The organism is Deltaproteobacteria bacterium, from assembly GCA_023382265.1.
GTDB lineage: Bacteria > JAMCPX01 > JAMCPX01 > JAMCPX01 > JAMCPX01 > JAMCPX01.
Genome location: JAMCPX010000028.1, coordinates 1 through 18,866, shown reverse-complemented (window position 1 = coordinate 18,866; position 18,866 = coordinate 1). Strand labels below are relative to the sequence as shown.

At 40.7% G+C, this 18,866-nt stretch carries 20 protein-coding genes and 3 tRNA genes; 2 read left to right on the top strand and 21 right to left on the bottom strand.

Annotated elements, in window-relative coordinates; all coding sequences use genetic code 11:
* Window positions 1–14 precede the first annotated feature (14 nt).
* A complete protein-coding gene (locus M1381_05370) occupies window positions 15–938 on the top strand; it encodes a dihydroorotate dehydrogenase (protein MCL4478514.1) in 924 nt (307 codons plus the stop codon).
* A gap of 184 nt (window positions 939–1,122) precedes the next feature.
* On the opposite strand, the gene M1381_05365 is transcribed toward M1381_05370, so the two are convergent.
* From M1381_05365 to M1381_05290, 16 genes are all read right to left on the bottom strand, one after another.
* Window positions 1,123–2,295 (bottom strand): MFS transporter, encoded by a 1,173-nt coding sequence (locus tag M1381_05365; GenBank protein MCL4478513.1) that lies wholly within the window; start codon window positions 2,293–2,295, stop codon window positions 1,123–1,125.
* Between the two features lie 14 nt (window positions 2,296–2,309).
* Window positions 2,310–3,113 (bottom strand): M23 family metallopeptidase, encoded by an 804-nt coding sequence (locus M1381_05360; protein MCL4478512.1) that lies wholly within the window; start codon window positions 3,111–3,113, stop codon window positions 2,310–2,312.
* A 13-nt stretch (window positions 3,114–3,126) separates the two neighbouring features.
* Window positions 3,127–3,741 carry a protein-L-isoaspartate(D-aspartate) O-methyltransferase gene (locus M1381_05355; GenBank protein ID MCL4478511.1) on the bottom strand — a complete coding sequence of 205 codons (615 nt, stop codon included), beginning with the start codon at window positions 3,739–3,741 and terminating at the stop codon, window positions 3,127–3,129.
* 48 nt (window positions 3,742–3,789) lie between these two features.
* The gene (gene surE, locus M1381_05350; GenBank protein ID MCL4478510.1) at window positions 3,790–4,539 is read right to left on the bottom strand and encodes a 5'/3'-nucleotidase SurE; all 750 of its coding nucleotides are present in this window, start codon (window positions 4,537–4,539) and stop codon (window positions 3,790–3,792) included.
* A gap of 15 nt (window positions 4,540–4,554) precedes the next feature.
* Window positions 4,555–4,629: transfer RNA gene (locus M1381_05345), tRNA-Pro, on the bottom strand.
* 6 nt (window positions 4,630–4,635) lie between these two features.
* Window positions 4,636–4,980, bottom strand: a complete 345-nt coding sequence (locus M1381_05340; GenBank protein ID MCL4478509.1) for a MerR family transcriptional regulator — start codon at window positions 4,978–4,980, stop codon at window positions 4,636–4,638.
* Window positions 4,967–5,284, bottom strand: coding sequence for an integration host factor subunit alpha (locus M1381_05335; GenBank protein ID MCL4478508.1), 318 nt, complete (start codon window positions 5,282–5,284; stop codon window positions 4,967–4,969). Before M1381_05335 ends, M1381_05340 begins: the two co-directional genes overlap by 14 nt.
* A complete protein-coding gene (gene pheT, locus M1381_05330) occupies window positions 5,281–7,668 on the bottom strand; it encodes a phenylalanine--tRNA ligase subunit beta (protein ID MCL4478507.1) in 2,388 nt (795 codons plus the stop codon). The genes M1381_05335 and pheT overlap by 4 nt, the downstream gene beginning before the upstream one ends.
* A gap of 1 nt (window position 7,669) precedes the next feature.
* A complete protein-coding gene (gene pheS, locus M1381_05325) occupies window positions 7,670–8,701 on the bottom strand; it encodes a phenylalanine--tRNA ligase subunit alpha (protein MCL4478506.1) in 1,032 nt (343 codons plus the stop codon).
* A gap of 3 nt (window positions 8,702–8,704) precedes the next feature.
* Window positions 8,705–9,064 carry a 50S ribosomal protein L20 gene (gene rplT / locus M1381_05320; protein MCL4478505.1) on the bottom strand — a complete coding sequence of 120 codons (360 nt, stop codon included), beginning with the start codon at window positions 9,062–9,064 and terminating at the stop codon, window positions 8,705–8,707.
* 36 nt (window positions 9,065–9,100) lie between these two features.
* Complete coding sequence (gene rpmI, locus M1381_05315) at window positions 9,101–9,298, bottom strand: 50S ribosomal protein L35 (GenBank protein MCL4478504.1); 198 nt, start codon at window positions 9,296–9,298, stop codon at window positions 9,101–9,103.
* Between the two features lie 24 nt (window positions 9,299–9,322).
* Window positions 9,323–9,778 carry a translation initiation factor IF-3 gene (gene infC / locus M1381_05310; protein MCL4478503.1) on the bottom strand — a complete coding sequence of 152 codons (456 nt, stop codon included), beginning with the start codon at window positions 9,776–9,778 and terminating at the stop codon, window positions 9,323–9,325.
* Window positions 9,779–9,828: 50 nt separating this feature from the next.
* Entirely contained in the window at window positions 9,829–11,739 is a 1,911-nt protein-coding gene (gene thrS, locus M1381_05305; protein MCL4478502.1) for a threonine--tRNA ligase, read from the bottom strand.
* Window positions 11,740–11,752: 13 nt separating this feature from the next.
* Window positions 11,753–11,827 (bottom strand) — tRNA-Val (locus tag M1381_05300).
* Between the two features lie 147 nt (window positions 11,828–11,974).
* Window positions 11,975–12,049, bottom strand: a tRNA-Val gene (locus tag M1381_05295).
* 99 nt (window positions 12,050–12,148) lie between these two features.
* A complete protein-coding gene (locus tag M1381_05290) occupies window positions 12,149–14,488 on the bottom strand; it encodes a plasma-membrane proton-efflux P-type ATPase (GenBank protein ID MCL4478501.1) in 2,340 nt (779 codons plus the stop codon).
* Between the two features lie 165 nt (window positions 14,489–14,653).
* Between M1381_05290 and hemE the strand changes: the two genes are divergently transcribed.
* Window positions 14,654–15,700, top strand: coding sequence for a uroporphyrinogen decarboxylase (gene hemE, locus M1381_05285; GenBank protein MCL4478500.1), 1,047 nt, complete (start codon window positions 14,654–14,656; stop codon window positions 15,698–15,700).
* Between the two features lie 99 nt (window positions 15,701–15,799).
* Here hemE and M1381_05280 read toward each other — a convergent pair whose 3' ends face one another.
* From M1381_05280 to M1381_05260, 5 genes are all read right to left on the bottom strand, one after another.
* Window positions 15,800–15,991 carry a YwbE family protein gene (locus tag M1381_05280; GenBank protein ID MCL4478499.1) on the bottom strand — a complete coding sequence of 64 codons (192 nt, stop codon included), beginning with the start codon at window positions 15,989–15,991 and terminating at the stop codon, window positions 15,800–15,802.
* Window positions 15,964–17,172 (bottom strand): class I SAM-dependent RNA methyltransferase, encoded by a 1,209-nt coding sequence (locus M1381_05275; GenBank protein MCL4478498.1) that lies wholly within the window; start codon window positions 17,170–17,172, stop codon window positions 15,964–15,966. The genes M1381_05280 and M1381_05275 overlap by 28 nt, the downstream gene beginning before the upstream one ends.
* A 112-nt stretch (window positions 17,173–17,284) precedes the next feature.
* Complete coding sequence (locus tag M1381_05270; GenBank protein ID MCL4478497.1) at window positions 17,285–18,034, bottom strand: 1-acyl-sn-glycerol-3-phosphate acyltransferase; 750 nt, start codon at window positions 18,032–18,034, stop codon at window positions 17,285–17,287.
* Window positions 18,035–18,130: 96 nt separating this feature from the next.
* On the bottom strand, window positions 18,131–18,397 hold the full coding sequence (locus M1381_05265; GenBank protein MCL4478496.1) for a PIN domain-containing protein: 267 nt from the start codon (window positions 18,395–18,397) through the stop codon (window positions 18,131–18,133).
* On the bottom strand, window positions 18,379–18,651 hold the full coding sequence (locus M1381_05260) for a hypothetical protein (GenBank protein MCL4478495.1): 273 nt from the start codon (window positions 18,649–18,651) through the stop codon (window positions 18,379–18,381). The genes M1381_05265 and M1381_05260 overlap by 19 nt, the downstream gene beginning before the upstream one ends.
* Window positions 18,652–18,866: the final 215 nt, after the last annotated feature.

Here is an 18,866-nt window from a genome sequence, read left to right as displayed (position 1 = left end):
GGGATGTGAGAAAAATGAATAAAAAATTATTACAGGTAAAAATCGGACGGATATGCCTTAAGAACGCAATCATAGGTGCTTCCGGCACATTCGGCTACGGAATTGAATATAAAAATTTTATCTCCCTCGAAAGTATCGGCGGGTTTGTAACAAAGGGGTTGTCCCTTGAGCCGAGAAAAGGCAATCCTGAGCCGAGGATCAAGGAGACCCCTTCTGGATTGATAAACTCTATCGGTCTTGAGAATATAGGACTGGACGCATTTCTCAGCGGTGTTCTGCCTCAATTAAAAAACATCGACACTAAGATTATCGTCAATATCTTCGGTACCTCTATAGACGAATACGCGGAGCTTGCCGGGAGGTTGGACAGGATTAAACGTATAGACGGTATTGAACTGAACATATCATGCCCGAACGTAAAGGCAGGCGGTGCTGAGTTTGGGAAGGATCCCTTTGTTGTGCATGCAATTACACAAAAGGTAAGAAACAAAACCGGTAAAACCCTTATTGTTAAGCTGTCACCCATGGTTACCAGTATAATTGATACTGCGGTCTCTGCCCAGAAAGGAGGGGCAGATGCTGTGAGCATTGCAAACACCTATCCTGCAATGGCTATCGATATGAAAAATAAACGTCCGTTCCTCGGTGCAAAGACAGGCGGGCTGTCAGGACCCGCAATCAAGCCTATAACACTAAAGCTCGTATATGATACCTATGGCATGCTTCGTATCCCAATAATAGGTTGTGGGGGCATCTCTACTGCAGAAGATGTAATAGAATATGCCCTTGCAGGTGCAGCAGCGGTTCAGGTAGGCACTGCAAATTTCATAAACCCGGCTATTACATCGGCGATTGTAGGGCAGCTCCGTGATTATATCTCAGATGCAGGTATCAAACAATTCACCTCTCTTATTGGCGCGGCAAAAATTTTACCCTGACTCTGGATTGTTAATTTCCCGCCCGGGCGGTATTATCCTCCCTGTGTCATTCCCGTCCCGCCGCAGGAGGGATAAACCCCACGGGGAATCCAGATGCTTTTAAAAGTAGTAAAGACTTCTTGTGGAATACTTTGAAGTCGGCAATCACCGGCATATACTTATAAAGCCCCCCTGACAATATCAATCACAACACTATCAGCATTCCAACAGCCGCTATAATACCCATTATGCCACCAAAGTAGAATGTGAACTGGGGTCCAAGAGTATCCCATATAAGTCCGGCAAGCAACGAAGCTGGAAACAGACCTATCCCAACAAGCGTCGCATGCAAACCTATTAAAGTAGCCTTGAGATCCTTTGGTGCTATATCCGAAACCAGCGCCTTTTCGACTCCTTCTGTAAAGGCTATATACAGACCATAAACTGAGAACAATATCCACATGGCAGAGCCTGTGTTGGTCAAACCAAAGCCCACGTAAACGATTGCATAAACAAAATAGCCTGAAGAGATCAGCGTTTTCCTTCCTATCCTGTCTGAAAGCCTTCCCGCAGGCCATGAAATAATTCCATAAACAAGATTGTAAACAAGATATAAAAGTAGTACCCCTTCAACTGAAAAACCGATGCCCTTGGCACGCATCAGTAAGAATTGGTTTGAAGAGTTCCCGAGTGTAAATATAAATGTTACGATAAGAAAAGCCTTCAACTTTCTGTCGAGCTTTGACCATCCCAATGAGATGTTGTGTGCCAGCGGTTTGCCGGTGCCTGTTTCCTTTACAAGGAACAGGACTGCAACACCTATAGCAGCAGGAATAAGACTTATGAGTATGATTGTTTTGAATGCAGGCAGATAAGATTGAATATTCTGCACGGTGTGCAAGCCCTCATTAAGCCCGAGATACTTCATTATAATAATGGCTATTACAATGCCAATGACAGCGCCGAGTGTGTCCATGGCTCTATGAAGACCAAAGGATGCACCTCTTTTTTCAGAACTGCTTGATTCCGCTATAATTGCATCTCTTGGTGCTGTTCTTATACCTTTACCGAACCTGTCCAGTGTTCTGCCTACAAACACAAGACTCCAGCCTTTTGCCAGCCACATAAAGAATTTCCCGATAGGCGAGAATGCGTATCCAAGAATCGCGAGCGATTTTCTTTTTCTAATCCTGTCGGATAGAGCACCTGAAAAAACCTTAACGATACTTGCAGTACTCTCTGCAAAGCCTTCAATAAGTCCGATAAGTGCAGGGCTTGAACCAAGAGCGAGCAGATAAAGCGAGATGAGAGGATAGATCATCTCACTCGATATGTCTGTAAAAAGCGATGTTAAGCCGGTAATGATTATATTCCACATAGTCTTTATGTTTATTACTGTCTTGATAAATATTTTAGAGGATCAACCGGTATTGCATGCAGCCTTATTTCAAAATGAAGATGCGGACCCGTAGTATACCCTGTCCGCCCGACCTTTGCTATGATTTCACCCTGTTTTACCTCCTGGCCCTGTTTTACAAGATTAACGGCATTATGGGCATATACGGTTACAAAACCATCATTATGCTTGATGATAACCATATCTCCATAACCCTTGATGGTATCATTACTGTATATAACCGTACCTGCTGCTGCTGCCAGTATCGGCGTACCCGTTTGCGCTTTAATATCTATGCCGTCATGTCTATCACCGTTTGATGTGTTGAAGTCTTGTGTAACCGTTCCACGTACAGGCCAGATAAAGACGCCCGGTATGCTGTGCGCATTTTTATTATAATAAATACTCTTCATGTTTGCATGCTTTACCGGTTCATGCTGAATAGGATAAGGTTGCTGCACATTATTCTGTTCCGCAGTTGGAGGCACATTCATAGTCTTTTGTGCACCTGGTATGAATAGCTCTTCACCCGGTTTAATGGCTGACGGATCATTTATTCCGTTTGCCTTTTCTATATCTTTAAGCGGAACATCGTAGACACGGGATATGGTGTAAAGTGTTTGACCTTTTTCAACAGTATGGTAAACGCCATAAGGAATACCGCATGCTGTTACAAACCATATAAAAAGGATCGCAGAGAGATATGTTAATCCCCGAAATGCAACAGGATTGCAGGTCTGGGTTTGAAACCCTGCCCTGCTACCAAAATCTGAGATCCCTCTGAAATACCATCGTGTCATAAAGTGATGTTTTTTATGCCTTCCAGCCATATTCACCTATTAACTTAACAAACCTGCATGCATTGAGTTCTTCTCTATTAAAATCCCTGCCATTTTTAGTTATCCTTACAAGCGTTTGAGAATACTCATCTCCGACAGGTATAATAATTCTGCCTCCATCTTTCAACTGTTGAAGAAATGGCTCTGGGATATCTGGTGCTGCCGCAGTTACTATAATACCATCATAAGGAGCCTTTTCTTGAAAACCCTTTGTCCCATCTCCAATAATAATCATTACATTATGATACCCAAGTTTATCCAGAAGCTTCCTTGCATTCGATGCAATACTGCCAATCCGTTCTACGGAGTAAACCTTCAAGGATAGTTCTGCAAGTATTGCTGTTTGATAACCGGATCCGGTACCTATTTCAAGTATAGTATCATCGCATTCAGGTTTAAGATATTCTGTCATAAGAGCAGCAATATAAGGCTGAGATATGGTTTGCCCTTCACTTATCGGTAAAGGATGATCGCTATACGCCTGATAGATAAGTCCGTCCTCTATGAACAAATGCCGGGGAACCTTTTTAAATGCATCTATCACCCTTTTTGTTTTGATACCTCTATTGATCAACTGCTCCTGAACCATCTTCTCTCTGCCGTATGATAAAGCATGATTGCCGGAATCTAGTTTCAATCACAGCCTCCAGTTTAGCAAATGTACCAAAAAATTATAATCGGTAAGATCAAGCTTGATTGGTGTAATAGATATATAACCGTGCTCCACAGCCTTTATGTCGGAATTCTCAACAGGCGTGTCTCCAAGCACATCACCGCCTATCCAGTAATATTTTTCTCCTCTCGGATCTGCCTTTTCTACAATCGGTTCACCGTAACGTCTTTTGCCGAGACGCGTATATCTGTAGCCCATGATCTTGTTCGAAGGTATGTTGGGTACGTTAACATTTAAGAATACATTTTCAGGCAAACCGTTTTTAAGCACCTTTCTTATAAGTTTATTAGCAACATCTTGTGCAGGTTTAAAATATATTTTTTTTCTTCCAGCTACCGAGATAGCTATTGAAGGTATGCCCTGTAACGTGCCTTCAATTGCCGCTGCTACAGTACCTGAATATGTAATATCGTCCGCCAGATTCGGGCCAATATTTATTCCCGATATGATAATATCCGTTTTTATTTTTAAAAGCCCGTTGATCGCGAGGTTTACACAATCTGTTGGAGTTCCATTAACAGCATATACCGAGTGTTTATTTATCTGCTTGACCCTTAAGGGCCTGTGAAGCGTTAAAGAATGGCTTGTTGCACTTTTTTCTGTCAAAGGCGCTACTACATAAACATTGCCAATCTTGCTCATCTCATGAGCAAGCGACTTTATACCATTTGAATAAACACCATCATCATTGGTTACAAGGATATTAACGGTCATCAAAGAATCCAGCTATCGGGGCGACCCGATTCGAACGGGCGGCCTCTCGCACCCCAAGCGAGTGCGCTAGCCAAACTGCGCCACGCCCCGACATAATTATGTATCAAGCCTGTGCTTAAGCTCCATCAAATTTTGTTTAACAGTATTAAGTATGTTTTTCAACTGTTTCATCTTTTGCTCTTTCTGCTCATCCTTATCTGAGAATAATCTTTTTTTTGCACCCTCAAGGGTCAGCCCATCATCATATATCAAACGTTTCAACGTTCTTATAATTTCAATATCATTTTTTTTAAAAAGTCTGTATCCTGTTGGGGTTACTATGGGTTTTATAGATGGAAGTTCTGAAACCCAGTAACGAATAATATAGTCTTTTACATCGGTTAACTTGCTAACTTCACCGATTCTATAGTACTCCTTACCTTTAAGTTCAGTCTCCGTCATGTGGAGCTGTTTTATTTTTTTTATTTACTTTTAGCAGCTTCTTGAGAGAGGTTCCTGCTTTATAAGATACAACCTTTCTGGCCGAGATCGTTAAGGATTCATTTGTTTTAGGATTTCTACCCTTCCTTGCCCTTTTTGAGCGTGTATAAAAAGTTCCGATACCTTTTATTTTTACCTGCTCTTCTTTAATCATTGCTTCTTTTATAAGGTTGAAAAAGGTATCTACCAAATCCGCAGCATCCTTTTTTGCAAATCCTATATTTTGATATATGAGTTCTGCAAGATCTGCCTTGGTTACTGTCATAGTATGCCTCCTTGAATCTTCAACTTAACACCGTATTGGTTAACAACATGATTCATTATTGTCTTCATATATAAATCAACTTCTTCATCTTTTAATGTTCTATCCTCAGCCCTAAAAATAAACCTATAGGTTATACTATGCTTTGATATATCCTTATTGTCAATATACAGATCAAAAGGAGAAATATCAATAAGTAAATCAATACCAAGTGATTTAATCCCATTTATAATTTTAGCCGAGGTAAGAGAAACGGGTTTTACGATTGAAAGATCCCTTACTATATGAGGATACTTAGGGACCTCTCTGTATCTCGTTTCTGGTTTTACATTCATTAATATATGGTCAAGTGATACATCAAAGACAAAAACTTTTTGTTTTATATCATACTTATCAAGCAAGTCATTCGTCAGTCCGCCTGCATATCCGATATTCATATTGTTATAACTAAACAACACCGAATCATCGTTAAGAAAATTATGAGATGTTTTTTCTTTAGTTATTTTATCGTTAAAACCAAGGACATTCATAATGTCTTCGACTATACCAATAGAATCAAATATGTCGGTATGCTCGCTTTTAAAAGCCCAGTGCAAAGGATAACGATTTCCAGTTATAGTTCCCGCCAGGTGTAATTCCTCTACATATTTTCCTGCCTGTTTAAAATAAACATTCCCTATCTCAAATAATTTCTGATCTTCTATCTGCCTGAAAAGATTAAACTGCGTGTTTTTGATCAATAGCGGTATCAAGTTTTTACGCATATTTGTTGTTTGTTCATTAAGCGGATTTGTAAGCCTTAAAGCATCTCCTCCAACAATACTGTGATCCGTATCGCTATAAAAACTGTAATTGATCACCTCATCAAAACCCATAGATAAAAGCCTTTCTTTGATAATATTTATATATTTATAAGGCAGTGGAGGTGCAACATTAGCGGCAGCCTTTAAAGGTAAAACAGATGGTATCTTCTCATAACCTATAAGCCTTGCAATCTCCTCCGAAAAATCAGCAGACTCCTTAAGATCAAGCCTGAATGACGGCGGTTCTATAGACAGCGTATTTGCACGAATCCTATTAACATCACAGTGTATGGATCTTAAAACCGATTGTACGGTTTTAATGTTAAGCTGAATGCCTATCAATCTCCCTAATACCTGTATTGTAGTAGTAACTCTGCGCTTCTTGTATCTTTTTTTGTAACTATCTACAAGCCTGTAAACCTTTGCACCTGCCAATCCCGATACAAGGTAAGATGCCATATCCGATGCAAGCCTTGGAAGGTTTGAGTCAACACCCCTTTCAAATCTGTATCCGGCTTCTGTAGATAAACCAAGATTTCTGCCTGTTGTTCTTACAAGTCCGGAATCAAATAATGCACTTTCAAGAAGCACATACCGCGTATTCTCTGTTATACCGCTGATAGCTCCACCCATTATACCTGCTATTGCAACAGGTTTAGAATCGTCTGCTATGACAAGGGATTGATCGGTAAGTATACGCTCCACCCCATCAAGTGTAATCAATTTTTCATTCTTTGCACGCCTTACTATAATCTTTCCACCATGCACCTTTTCGCCATCAAATGCATGTAAAGGTTGTCCTATTGCGAACATTACATAGTTTGTTATATCAACAACATTATTTATAGGCTTCTGCTTGATCTTACCAAGTATAAGCCTTAGCCATAAAGGTGATTGTGCGATCTTTACATCCGAAAGAAACCTGATAGCGTATCTTGGACAATCATCAGGATTTTCAACCTCAACATCAATGGGTTTATTCTCTTTATTATAACTAATAGTATCAAGTTCAAACGAAGGCTGTATCACATTCAAATGAAATATGGTCGCAATCTCCCTGGCTATACCAAAATGGCTTAGAACATCAGATCTATTGGGCATTACTGCCACATCCAGTACCCAGTCATCAAGTTCAAGCACGGATTTTACATCCAACCCGGGCTTTACTGCTTTATCAAATATAATAATTTCTCTTTTAGCTTCAAATATTCCAAGTTCATCCTCCGAGATGATCATGCCCGCTGATTTTACGCCCTTAATGTTCAGTTCTAAAATTGTTTTTTTATTTGCAACAACAGACCCTGGCTGCGCGTAGGCAACAATCATTCCCTGCGTAATTCCTTTTGCACCCGTAACTGTTATAAATTCATGCTCTCCTGCAGAAACATTTACAACAGATAGATTTTTATCGGATGGATGCGGCTTTACCCCATTTACAACTGCGGTAACAATACCTTTTAAATCTCCAAATAATCTTTCTACAGACTCTACCTCAAACCCCGACATGGTTAGTCTATTTGAAATGTCACCGACAGGCGGTATTTTATTTAAGAATTTTTTGATCCAATTATAAGAATAAAGCATTTTATTGTCTCAAAAACCTTAAATCATTTTCAAAAAATAATCTAAGATCATTGATATTGTATTTAAGCATGGCAAGTCTTTCCACCCCCATACCAAATGCAAACCCTGTGTAGGTTGATGCGTCATACTTAACCCTTCTCAAAACCTCCGGATGCACCATACCGGCGCCGAGTACTTCAAGCCAGCCCGTTCCTTTGCATACCCTGCATCCATCCCCATTACAGAGTAAACAGCCTATATCAACTTCTACGCTTGGCTCTGTGAAGGGAAAATAGCTTGGTCTAAACCTTACCTTTGTATCCTTTCCAAAAAAACCTATAAGAAATTCCTCAAGAACGCCTTTTAAATTAGCCATACTTATACCATTATCAACAAGCAATCCTTCCACCTGATGAAACATGGGTGTATGTGTTATATCCCAATCCCTTCTGAATACCCTGCCCGGTGCGATTACACTCACAGGAGGTTTTTTCGTCTCCATCGTTCTTATCTGTACGGGTGACGTTTGCGTTCTTAAAAGAAAGCCGTCCGGAAAATAAAAAGTATCCTGCATGTCTCTTGCCGGATGTTCTTTAGGCATATTAAGTGCCTCAAAATTATAGTAATCAAGCTCTATCTCGGGACCATCAACAGTCTGAAAACCCATTGATGTAAATATGGATATGATCTCATTCATGGCCTTTGTTATTGGATGGGTATGCCCTTTTCTTATTGACCTTCCCGGAAGGGTAATATCTATAGAAGGCAAATCACTTTCCCCATCAAGTTTATGTGTTATAAGCTCATGCCTATCTTCGTAAAGGCTCTGTATAAACTGTTTTAATTGATTTGCCTTTTTACCGAAAACGGGCATTTCTTCGTCAGTAAGCCCAGACATCTGCTTGAAAAGAGCTGTTAATGCACCAGATGACCTTCCAAGATATTTTATTCTAAACGACTCGAGCTGTTCGAGGTTTTCTATTGCTAATAATGCCTGCTCTGCGTCACTTCCAATACTATCAAGCTTATCAATCAGTTCCTTGAGGGTAGTCATAGATCATGCTATACCCTGAGCCTTTTTTGATGACTCAACAAGCTTTTGAAAAGCCGCAGGCTTGTTGACAGCAAGCTCTGCAAGCATCTTTCTGTTAACAACAATACCTGCCTTGTTCAAGCCGGCCATGAATTTACTGTAGCTCATATTGAATTCTCTTACCGCTGCATTGATTCTTATAATCCATAATGCTCTGAAATCACGTTTGCGCGCCCTTCTATCTCTGTAGCTGTACTTAAGTGCTTTATCGACAGCTTCTTTGGCTGTTTTAAATATCAAATGTTTTCTGCCCCAGTAGCCTTTGGCAAGTTTAAGGTATTTTTTATGCCTTTTCCTTGCTGTTACTCCCTTTTTTACTCTCATTTCTTCACCTCTTTAATCGTCATGTAGTTATCATTACTACATTGTTGGAATCAATCTTTTAACCTGCTTTTTAATAGAACCGGAAAGTATGATATACTTTTTCAATCGCTTTTTCTGCGCACTTGTTTTATGTTCAAGTATATGTCTTCTACCTGCTCCTTTTACTCTTATCTTACCGGTTCCTGTAATAGAAAAACGCTTCTTTGCACCTGATTTTGTTTTAATCTTCGGCATTCAAATCCTCCTAAAAAAATCCTTTTATCTCTTTGGCGATACTATCGCAAAAATACTTTTTCCCATTTGTTTTGGCGTTTCAGAAACCATGGCTTCTTCTGAAAGTACGCCTATTATATTATTTAGCATTTTAAATGCTCTTTCTGAATACATCATCTCTCTGCCTTTTAAGAATATCCCTATTTTTATACGATATCCATCCTTTAAAAAATTTTTTATTCTGTCAACTTTCACCTTTACATCATGCTCATCCGTTGTTGGTCTTAATTTTATTTCTTTTGTTTTGATTACGGTTTGACCCTTTTTCGAATCCTTGCTCTTTTTCTTTAACTGATATTTATATTTCCCAAAATCCATCAATCTGCAAACGGGTGGACTACTATTCGGGGAAACCTCTACGACATCTAAACCTACCTGTTCTGCAATTGAGATTGCCTGATATAAAGGCATTTTACCAAGCTGTGTACCGCTTGCATCTATAAGTAAAACCTCTCTTGCCTGGATTTTATTATTATATTTAAGTTCCTTTTCTATATATTCTCCTTTTCTATATTTTTCGTATGAAGCATTTCTGAAATCTCTTCAACATTCATTGTTATTTGCCCTGCATCTTTCTTCTTTCTTATATTTACAGTATTTGTCTGTTCTTCTCTATCACCGATTACAAAAACATAAGGAACCTTTTCAACAGTTGCCTCTCTAATTTTATGAGAAAGCGTTTCTTCCCTGTAATCCTCTTCTACTCTTATGCCCATATTCTTAAGCTTTAACACTATTCTCTTTGAATAATCAACATTTCTTGTGTTTATAGCGATTACCTTTACCTGAACTGGTGCAAGCCAGAATGGAAAATCTCCGCCGTAATGTTCTATAAGAACACCTATAAATCTTTCAAGTGATCCCATTATTGCCCTGTGGATCATCACTACCCTGTGCTTTTTGTTATCATCTCCAGTGTAGTCTACATCAAATCTTTCCGGCAAATTAAAGTCTATCTGGATTGTAGAACACTGCCATTCCCTGCCGAGTACATCTTTTATTTTTATATCTATTTTGGGCCCATAAAATACGCCCTCTCCAGGATCTACGTTGTATGTCAAGCCCTTTTCCCCAAGCGCCCCTTTGAGTGCCGATTCTGCCTTATCCCAGTTCTCAAGCGTACCCACGTGTTTTGCAGGCATTGTTGACAGATAAATATTAAACCGATCAAATCCAAACCTTTTTAAATATTCTATTGCCAGATTAAGGATCTTTAATATCTCATCCTGAAGCTGCTCCTGTGTTACAAATATGTGGGCATCATCCTGGGTGAACCCCCTTACCCTCATAAGTCCATGCATAACCCCTGTTCTCTCAAATCTATACACAGTCCCAAGCTCTGCCCATCTTATTGGCAAATCCCTATAGCTGCGCATGGCTGTTTTGTATATTGATATATGGAATGGACAATTCATCGGCTTCAATTGGTAATCCACATTCTCAAGTTCCATTGCGGGAAACATATTTTCTCTGTAAAACCCGAGATGCCCGCTTGTTTCCCACAAAGACAGCTTTGCAATATGAGGGGTGTAAACAAACCCATAACCTGATGCAAGATGAAGCTCCTTCCAGTAATTCTCGATTATCTGACGTAATATTGCACCCTTTGGATGCCACAGAACAAGCCCAGCACCTATCTCATCTTCAATAGAAAACAGATCAAGCTCTTTACCGAGTCTTCTATGATCCCTTTTTTTCGCTTCCTCGATATTATTAAGGTAGGTCTTTAAAGATGACTTATCAGGAAATGCGATACCATATATCCTTTTCAGCATTTCGTTATGTTCATCACCCTTCCAGTAAGCACCTGCTGTAGAAAGCAATTTAAATGTCTTGATATAACCTGTCGACGGTACGTGAGGTCCTTTACAAAGATCAACAAAATCACCTTGCTTATATACAGACGGTTTGCCTTCAATCTCTTTGAGCAGTTCGAGTTTATAATGTTCTTTCTTTTCTGAAAACAGCTTCTGCGCCTCGGGTTTCGTAAGTTCAATACGTTCTATAGGAATATCCTGTTCTGCGAGCTTCTTCATGCGTTCTTCAATCTTTTCAAGCTCCTGAGTAGTGAACGGTGTTGGAATAGAAACATCATAATAAAATCCATCCTCAATGGCGGGTCCTATGGCAAGTACCGCATCAGGGAAAAGCTGTTTTATTGCCTGTGCCATTAAATGCGATGCAGAGTGCCTTAGTGCTTCTATACCCTCAGGCTCATCAATGGTAACCGGTTTTAGAACTCCATTATCTTCAGATAATTGATGTGAAATATCAACATAACCGTCATTGAGTTTAGCAATTACAATCTTATCTGATAATTTATCAATACTTTTCAAGAAATCTTTTATAGTGATTCCTTGCTCTATTGAATAGTTCTTGTTTTCAAAGATAATATTTATCATCCGGATTCCTGAATGGTAGGCACGGGCGGTCTCGAACCGCCGACCTCTACCGTGTCAAGGTAGCGCTCTCCCCCTGAGCTACGTGCCTATTATGCCTCCGTAGTCTTTAAAAATACAGAAATCAATTTTTAATGGTCTGCTGTTATTAACTGAACAACGCATATCGTTTTTACTATACATTACAGCTTGTGAATGTCAAAGTTATCCACATAATTTCGTCTTTTAATACCACACATGGTAGGCACGGACGGGATTGAACCGTCGACCTCTGCCGTGTGAAAGCAGCGCTCTACCATTGAGCTACGTGCCTCTGAATAAAATACAAATTGTCTCATTGTACTTTAGGTAGCAATACATTTAATCTCTGTCAAGAACAGGGGCAGAGAGCGTCACCAAACAAAATCGATCACTATACACGTAATTCGGTACTTGCAAAGCCATTTCTATGCATCAACGGCACCTTGATAAAATCAAGTATAAGCATAAAAATAAATGTGCCAAATAAAAGACTCATCACTATAGTAAAAGGTATTGGCGTCATCAAAATGCCGTACACAGCCATAATGGAAACGATTACAAGATCCATACTCGTTGCAAGCAGCATAATTGTTGCAGGCCGGGAATACCAGAGATGTTCTCTTTCTCTTACAAGGTATACCGTAGCCTGACCGCTAAAAACCAATGACAGGAAAACGAATGTCTGAATATTAGATAAAGGCATTCTCAGGACATAATGTCCTATTGCATAAACACCAAATGAGTAAGCCAGCCATGCACCTGCCACAACAAGCGATATGCCGATCAATACGGGTACATTCCATTTGTCAGGCTTACTTGAATAACCAACCCTATCGTTTGACAAAGACATGGTAACAAAATCGTTGGCAAACAGGAGTAAAAGAACCAGTCTTGGGGTTGTAACAAATACACCAAAAAATAAAAGCCCGAGGCTTAGAAAAAGCGATATCTGAAACGTTTTTGAGATTTTGTTTATCGTATACGTAAGCATACGTTGATAAACCATCCTGCCGGTCTTAATGGCATCAAGAAGGTTTACCAGACCGGGCTGGGTTAAAACGAGACTCGCGGCAGCTTTTGCTACGTCGGTTGCGTTTGATACTGCAATACCCACTTCAGCCTGTTTCAGCGCAGGCGCATCGTTTACCCCATCCCCTGTCATACCTGTAATCTTGCCTTGCTTTTGCAAAGCTTTGACCAAATAAAATTTATCTTCGGGAAAAACACCGGCAAACACGTCACAGTCGTCCGGATTATTAATAGTCTCTTTTGTGCATATGTTTGTTCCGAGACCTATTTCTTTTGCCATTGATTTTGCAGTAAGCGTGCTATCGCCGGTTACCATCCTAACCTTAATTCCAAGACCTTTTAACTGCTCCAACAAGCTTTTTGAATCATGCCTTGGGGGATCTGAAAGTGCTAGCAGGCAAACGGGTTTAAATTTTTCATCCGAAGCTACTGCAACGGCTAAAACTCTGTAACCCTGCTCCTCAAGCTTGCTTGACTCTTCTATCAACTCATTTTTCTCACTTATCAACTGTGCTATTACTGATGGAGCTCCCTTAACAACGCGGATCGTAATCCCTGCTCTCTTTATGACCGCTTCCGCCCTTTTTGTCGCCGGATCAAAAGGTATAAAATTTATTCTTTCTACAGTATCGATTTTTATCCTGCTCTTTGCATAATTAATGATGGCGAGATCTATGGGATCCTGCGTTGCTTCATTTGAAGCAATTACAGCATAGGAGCAAGCTTCAGCATCACTAAATGGGGGGAAAACCTTGTACTTAGCAAGACTTAAAGTATTTAATGTTAATGTACCCGTTTTGTCACTACACAGCTCTTCCATTGATGCTGCGTCTTCTATTGCAGAGAGATGCGTAACCAAAACACCTCTTTTGGTTAAAGTAAGCGAGGCAATAGCTGTGGCAAGTGTAAAAGTAGCGGGAAGAGCTACAGGAACAGAAGCCACTAAAAGGATCAAGGCAAACGGCAGGATCTCTACAAGATTGATACCGGTCACCATTGCATATACAAAAATGGCAATAACTAAAATCACATCCATCGCAACAAGGTACTTAACAATACGAAATATTAATTCCGCGAGATGGCCTGTTGTTTTTGCAGTTCTAACAAGTTCGGCAGTCTTGCCAAAATAACTTGAAGCACCTGTTGCGTTGACCTTACCAGTAGCCTCACCGCGCTTTACTATTGATCCGGAGAATAATTTCTCCCCGTTTGTCCTTTCTACAGGCTGGGATTCTCCTGTCAAAACGGATTGATCTATCAACACATTCCCATCCATAATACTTAGATCGGCAGGGACAAGATCTCCCATCCGGACATGTACGATATCATCGGGGACGAGCTCCTCTGCGCTTATGCGGTTCCATGCACCGTTCCGTAGAACCCTTGCAAAAATTCTCAGCCTTTTTCTTAATAGTTCAAGGGCTGCCTCTGCCTTGTGTTCCTGACTAAAACCTAAAACGGCATTTAATATAAGCAGTGCAGAAATAATAACAGCTTCTGTATACTTACCAAGTACAATTTCTAAAATAAAAGTAAACTCAAGCATCCATGGTACCGGTCCCCATAGCTTTAATAAGAACAGCCTGAATGGCCGCTTTTTCTCCTCATCAACAGTGTTTGGCCCATACTTAGCCAAACGCTCCTGTATCTCGGCTGTCGTTAACCCTGTTTTATTTTTATCATACTCGTTACTTTGATTCATTTCAGCACCCGCATATTCAAAAATATAAAAATTCAGTCAATCAGAAAAATTCACATCAAGCAAGCATTATAATAATATCGGACAGCAGTTCAACATTTTTTAAATGCATTATTTGAGTTAAATACCGTTTTACAACAATTTGCATAGTGTGTTAATGAAGTAGGTATGAGAAATGAATTTACAAAGAAAAAGAGATTTTTAAATGCCTGTAAAAGACTTCCTGTTGATATGACACCGGTATGGATCATGAGACAGGCAGGCAGGTTTTTAAAAGAGTACAGGGACATAAGGAGAAAATATGCATTTATAGAAATGTGTAAAGAGCCGGAGATAGCCACTGCGGTAACGCTTCTCCCCGTAAAAAAACTTAATGTGGATGCTGCCATTATCTTCGCCGATATACTTTTACCTCTTGAAGGTATGGGTGTTGGATTTGGTTTTACAACCCATGATGGACCAGTTATTCACAACCCGATAAGAACAGCAAATCAAGTGAGCAAATTGATTATACCGCAGCCGGAAGAGTCTCTCAGTTATGTACTATCGGCTATAAAGCTTGTAAAGAGGGAACTCGGCAGCGATACCCCTCTTATAGGTTTTTCGGGTGCACCCTTTACCATGGCAAGCTATCTGATAGAAGGCGGGCATTCACAGGATTATCTGTTAACAAAAAAGATGATGATGGATGCAACGAATACCTGGCATGCGATTATGAATAAACTTTCAAAAATAGTTTTGCTCTATCTCGGGTCTCAGATAAAGGCAGGGGCTGACGCAGTACAGTTGTTTGACTCCTGGGCAGGCTGTTTAAGTCCCTACGATTACGAACGGTATGTAATGCCGTATAATAAACGGATACTTGACGGCTTGAAAAAATATGACATCCCCATTATCAACTTTTCAACCAACAACGCGGGACTGCTTGAATTGATGAGCAATTCAGGCGGGGATGTTATAGGCATTGATTGGCGAATAAGTATTGATAAGGCATGGAAGCGCATAGGCTACAAAAAGGCTATTCAGGGCAACCTCGACCCGGCAGTGCTGTTTGCTTCACCTGAAGAAATAAAAAAGCATGTAAAAGCCATACTGAAAATGACCGGCAAACGCAATGGTCATATATTCAATCTCGGCCACGGTGTTCTTCCGACAACGCCGGAATCCAATGTAAAAGTTCTGATAGAATTCGTACATGAACTGTCAGAAAGATGAAATAAAATACCTGTGTTTTATTAAATCTTCCGTTCGTAGTGTCAGGGTTTATTCCTCCACTATTTCGTTCTAAGCGAGTGGAACAATACACTCTCCCGTCTAAAATATCTCTTTCACTCGCCCTACTTCTCCGCTTTCCAAACGGACTTTGATCCCGTGTGGATGCACGGGCGAACCGGTTAGAATATCTTTTACGATACCCTTCGTTAGCTTTCCGTTTTGCTGGTCTTTCTTAAGTACAATAGAAACATGCAATCCCGGTCTTATATCTGAGCGTCTTGTTCCATCCATGATTTGTTTTCACCCCGTTTTTTCCTTCTGCTTCCCGAGTACAGTTCATACTCGAGGAGCCTGCATTCTATATCCCCATTAAAAAATGGGATTCTTCGTTTTGCTTTCAAACCTACCTTCTTTGCCATGTCGAGATTACCGGTAAAAACATATCCTGTATATCCACTGCACTTTTTTTTAAAATAATCGCCGATGCCTTTGTAAATGCTCTCAAGCTCTTCGGCTCTTCCCATTCTCTTTCCATATTCAGGGTTGAGTATTATTGTCCCGCCGTTTTCCGGAACTATGGTTTCCGAATAATCACACACAGCGAATTCGATCAGGTGTTCAACACCTGCTGCCGCAGCATTTTTCTTTGCTGCTTCTACTGCCTCTTTTCTGATATCGGTGGCAATGATCCTACAATTAATGTCATTCTTAATATCCTTCTTTGCTTGTACAAGAAGACCGTTCCATAGTGATTCGTTAAATCCCTTTATATGCATGAAACCATAATTGTTTCGCAAAAGGCCCGGCGCTCTGTTAAGTGCAATTAAAGCGGCTTCAATGGCAAGGGTACCGCTGCCGCACATAGGGTTGATGAAATTCCGGCTCCCGTTCCATCCTGTTGCCATGATAACTGCAGCAGCAAGTGTCTCCTGCATAGGTGCTGCCATAGGGATTTTCCTGTACCCGCGTTTAGAAAGGGCTTCACCAGAGGTATCAAAATACACTGAACAGTCCTCGTCTTTCCAGTAGATATTAATCACGGTCTTTCCTTTATCATGCCCCGAATCAGGACGCCGCCCGCACTTTGCATTTATTCTGTCGACAATGGCATCCTTGCTTTTTACATTTACGTAGCGTGAGTCCCTGACACTCGGATTATCCACACTGGATGTTACACAGACATATCCATCCTCAGCTATATGTTCTTCCCATGCTATTTCCAAGAGTGAGAGATACATGCCATCGGCATCATGTGCGGATAATCGCTTAAGGAGGAAAAGCACTCGGTGTGCTGTGCGGAGCATGAGATTAAGCCGGAGTGTATCGTCCATAGTACCCTCGGTTGCTATTCCCGCGATAGTCTCAGTGACTACCGGGAATCCCAGCATGAGTAGTTCTTCCTTCAAAAAAGGCGCTATCCCTTTTGCACAGGTAATAAGGATCTTGCTTTTTTTTATAATTGTTTCTGACATATATATAGTCCTCCACTTTTCAAAATCCAAGCCTTGCACCTGATAATTCTTAACTCAAAAAATAAAATAAGGAAATATCATTGACTTATTTAAATATTAAGGTTTTGTGTTTTTAATTTTTTATGTTTAGAAAAGCAGTATTTTGATCTATGCCCAGTGCAATGCGAAACATGGTTTCCACCATGGCTGCAACCTTGCGTTCTTCCTTCTCGCGAGGCGGAGGGATCGGCTCTAAAAACTCGAGACGGATAGAGGATGTTTCATACGGCGGGAAATACCAGCGGTCCTCGTGGGGCAGGAAAGGCGGTGTGTTCCTGATGAGTACCGGTTGAATAGGGACATTGGCCAGTCTGGCAAGCTTGAACGCACCGGCCTTGAAGCGCAGCAAACTGCCTTTCGGAGAACGCGTGCCTTCCGGGAAGAGCATAAACTTATAGCCTTTTCCCAGCACTTCCACTGCGTTATTCGTGGTTGCCGCTGCCGTAGCGGCATTCGCATTGCCGGTTGCGAAGATCCATCCTGCGAGTTTGAATAAATAGGCCATTCCCAGTCTGGTGCGGAGCGGCTGTTTGGCTATAAGGGACATTTTCGGAACATCGCGGATCAGGACGAGGACATCGAAAAGGCCCGGATGATTGGCTATTACTACACAGGGTCCCTCCATAATCGTTCCCTTGTTAGGAAGCGTTTTGAGCAGTCCTCCCTTTCCCATGAGCCATAGCCACAGGACGACAAATCCCCTGTAAACCCTCTGATTGCGAAACGGATCAGGCCCGGCAAGTCTATCGTACAGCAGCAAGAATGGCGTGATAAAATGTCCAAGGAGTATTGCAATACCGAACACCGCAAACATCACCAGCATGTACAGGCCTTTCAGGAGCCGTATGATAACGCACCTCAGGGACGATTCAGAGGAAGAGGCTGTTCCGGTCATCTATTCACCATCTTTTTGCTCATCTCAAACTTTCCTTATAACAGCATATCTTTCCGAGGTCTCCTCATCAATGCTAATTATGCTTACTCGTGGTGAGGAGATGCACTCCTCAAGAAAAGTCCTGTTCTTCTTTTCATGCTTTCCCATTACGAATCCAGCCAACAATTCGCCGATTATAACGGGGTTCAGAAATATTTCATCAGCTTGTTGTATTGACAGTTTAAGCTCCTCATGCCCTCTCAAAAAGGCAGAATATGCAGATGTATCCAGTATTATTCTGTTTTTTTCCATAACCCATCATCTATCTTTCGTTGTGCATCGAGATTCTTCTTAAAGTGTGAGGCCTCTTCTTTTGCCCATACACCGGAGAGATGATCCAAATCGTGGTATAGCGTCTTGCTTTTTTTCTTTTCTGTCGTGATCCCGGTTACACGTTCAAGTAATGAAATAAATGCCTTGTTAAGGCTTACTCCATTCCTTTTTACCTCTCTGTTAATGATATTTTCAATTTGATTTGGGATACCACTTATTGTGAGCTGTCTCATATCACCTCATAGTGGAATTAAAAGTGAATCACTATGATTCTATTATTGCGTCTGAAGTGAGAAAGTCAAGACTGTTATTACGTTCATCGCTGTCAGTGTGTCCTGATATTTGGTATACAAAGGAGTAATTCTTATGGCTGGTAAGACCGCATTAAAATCTGCGAAGCTTAAAAAAAGGCCGGTTAGGCTGCGGGTATATCGGAAAAATCTACAAG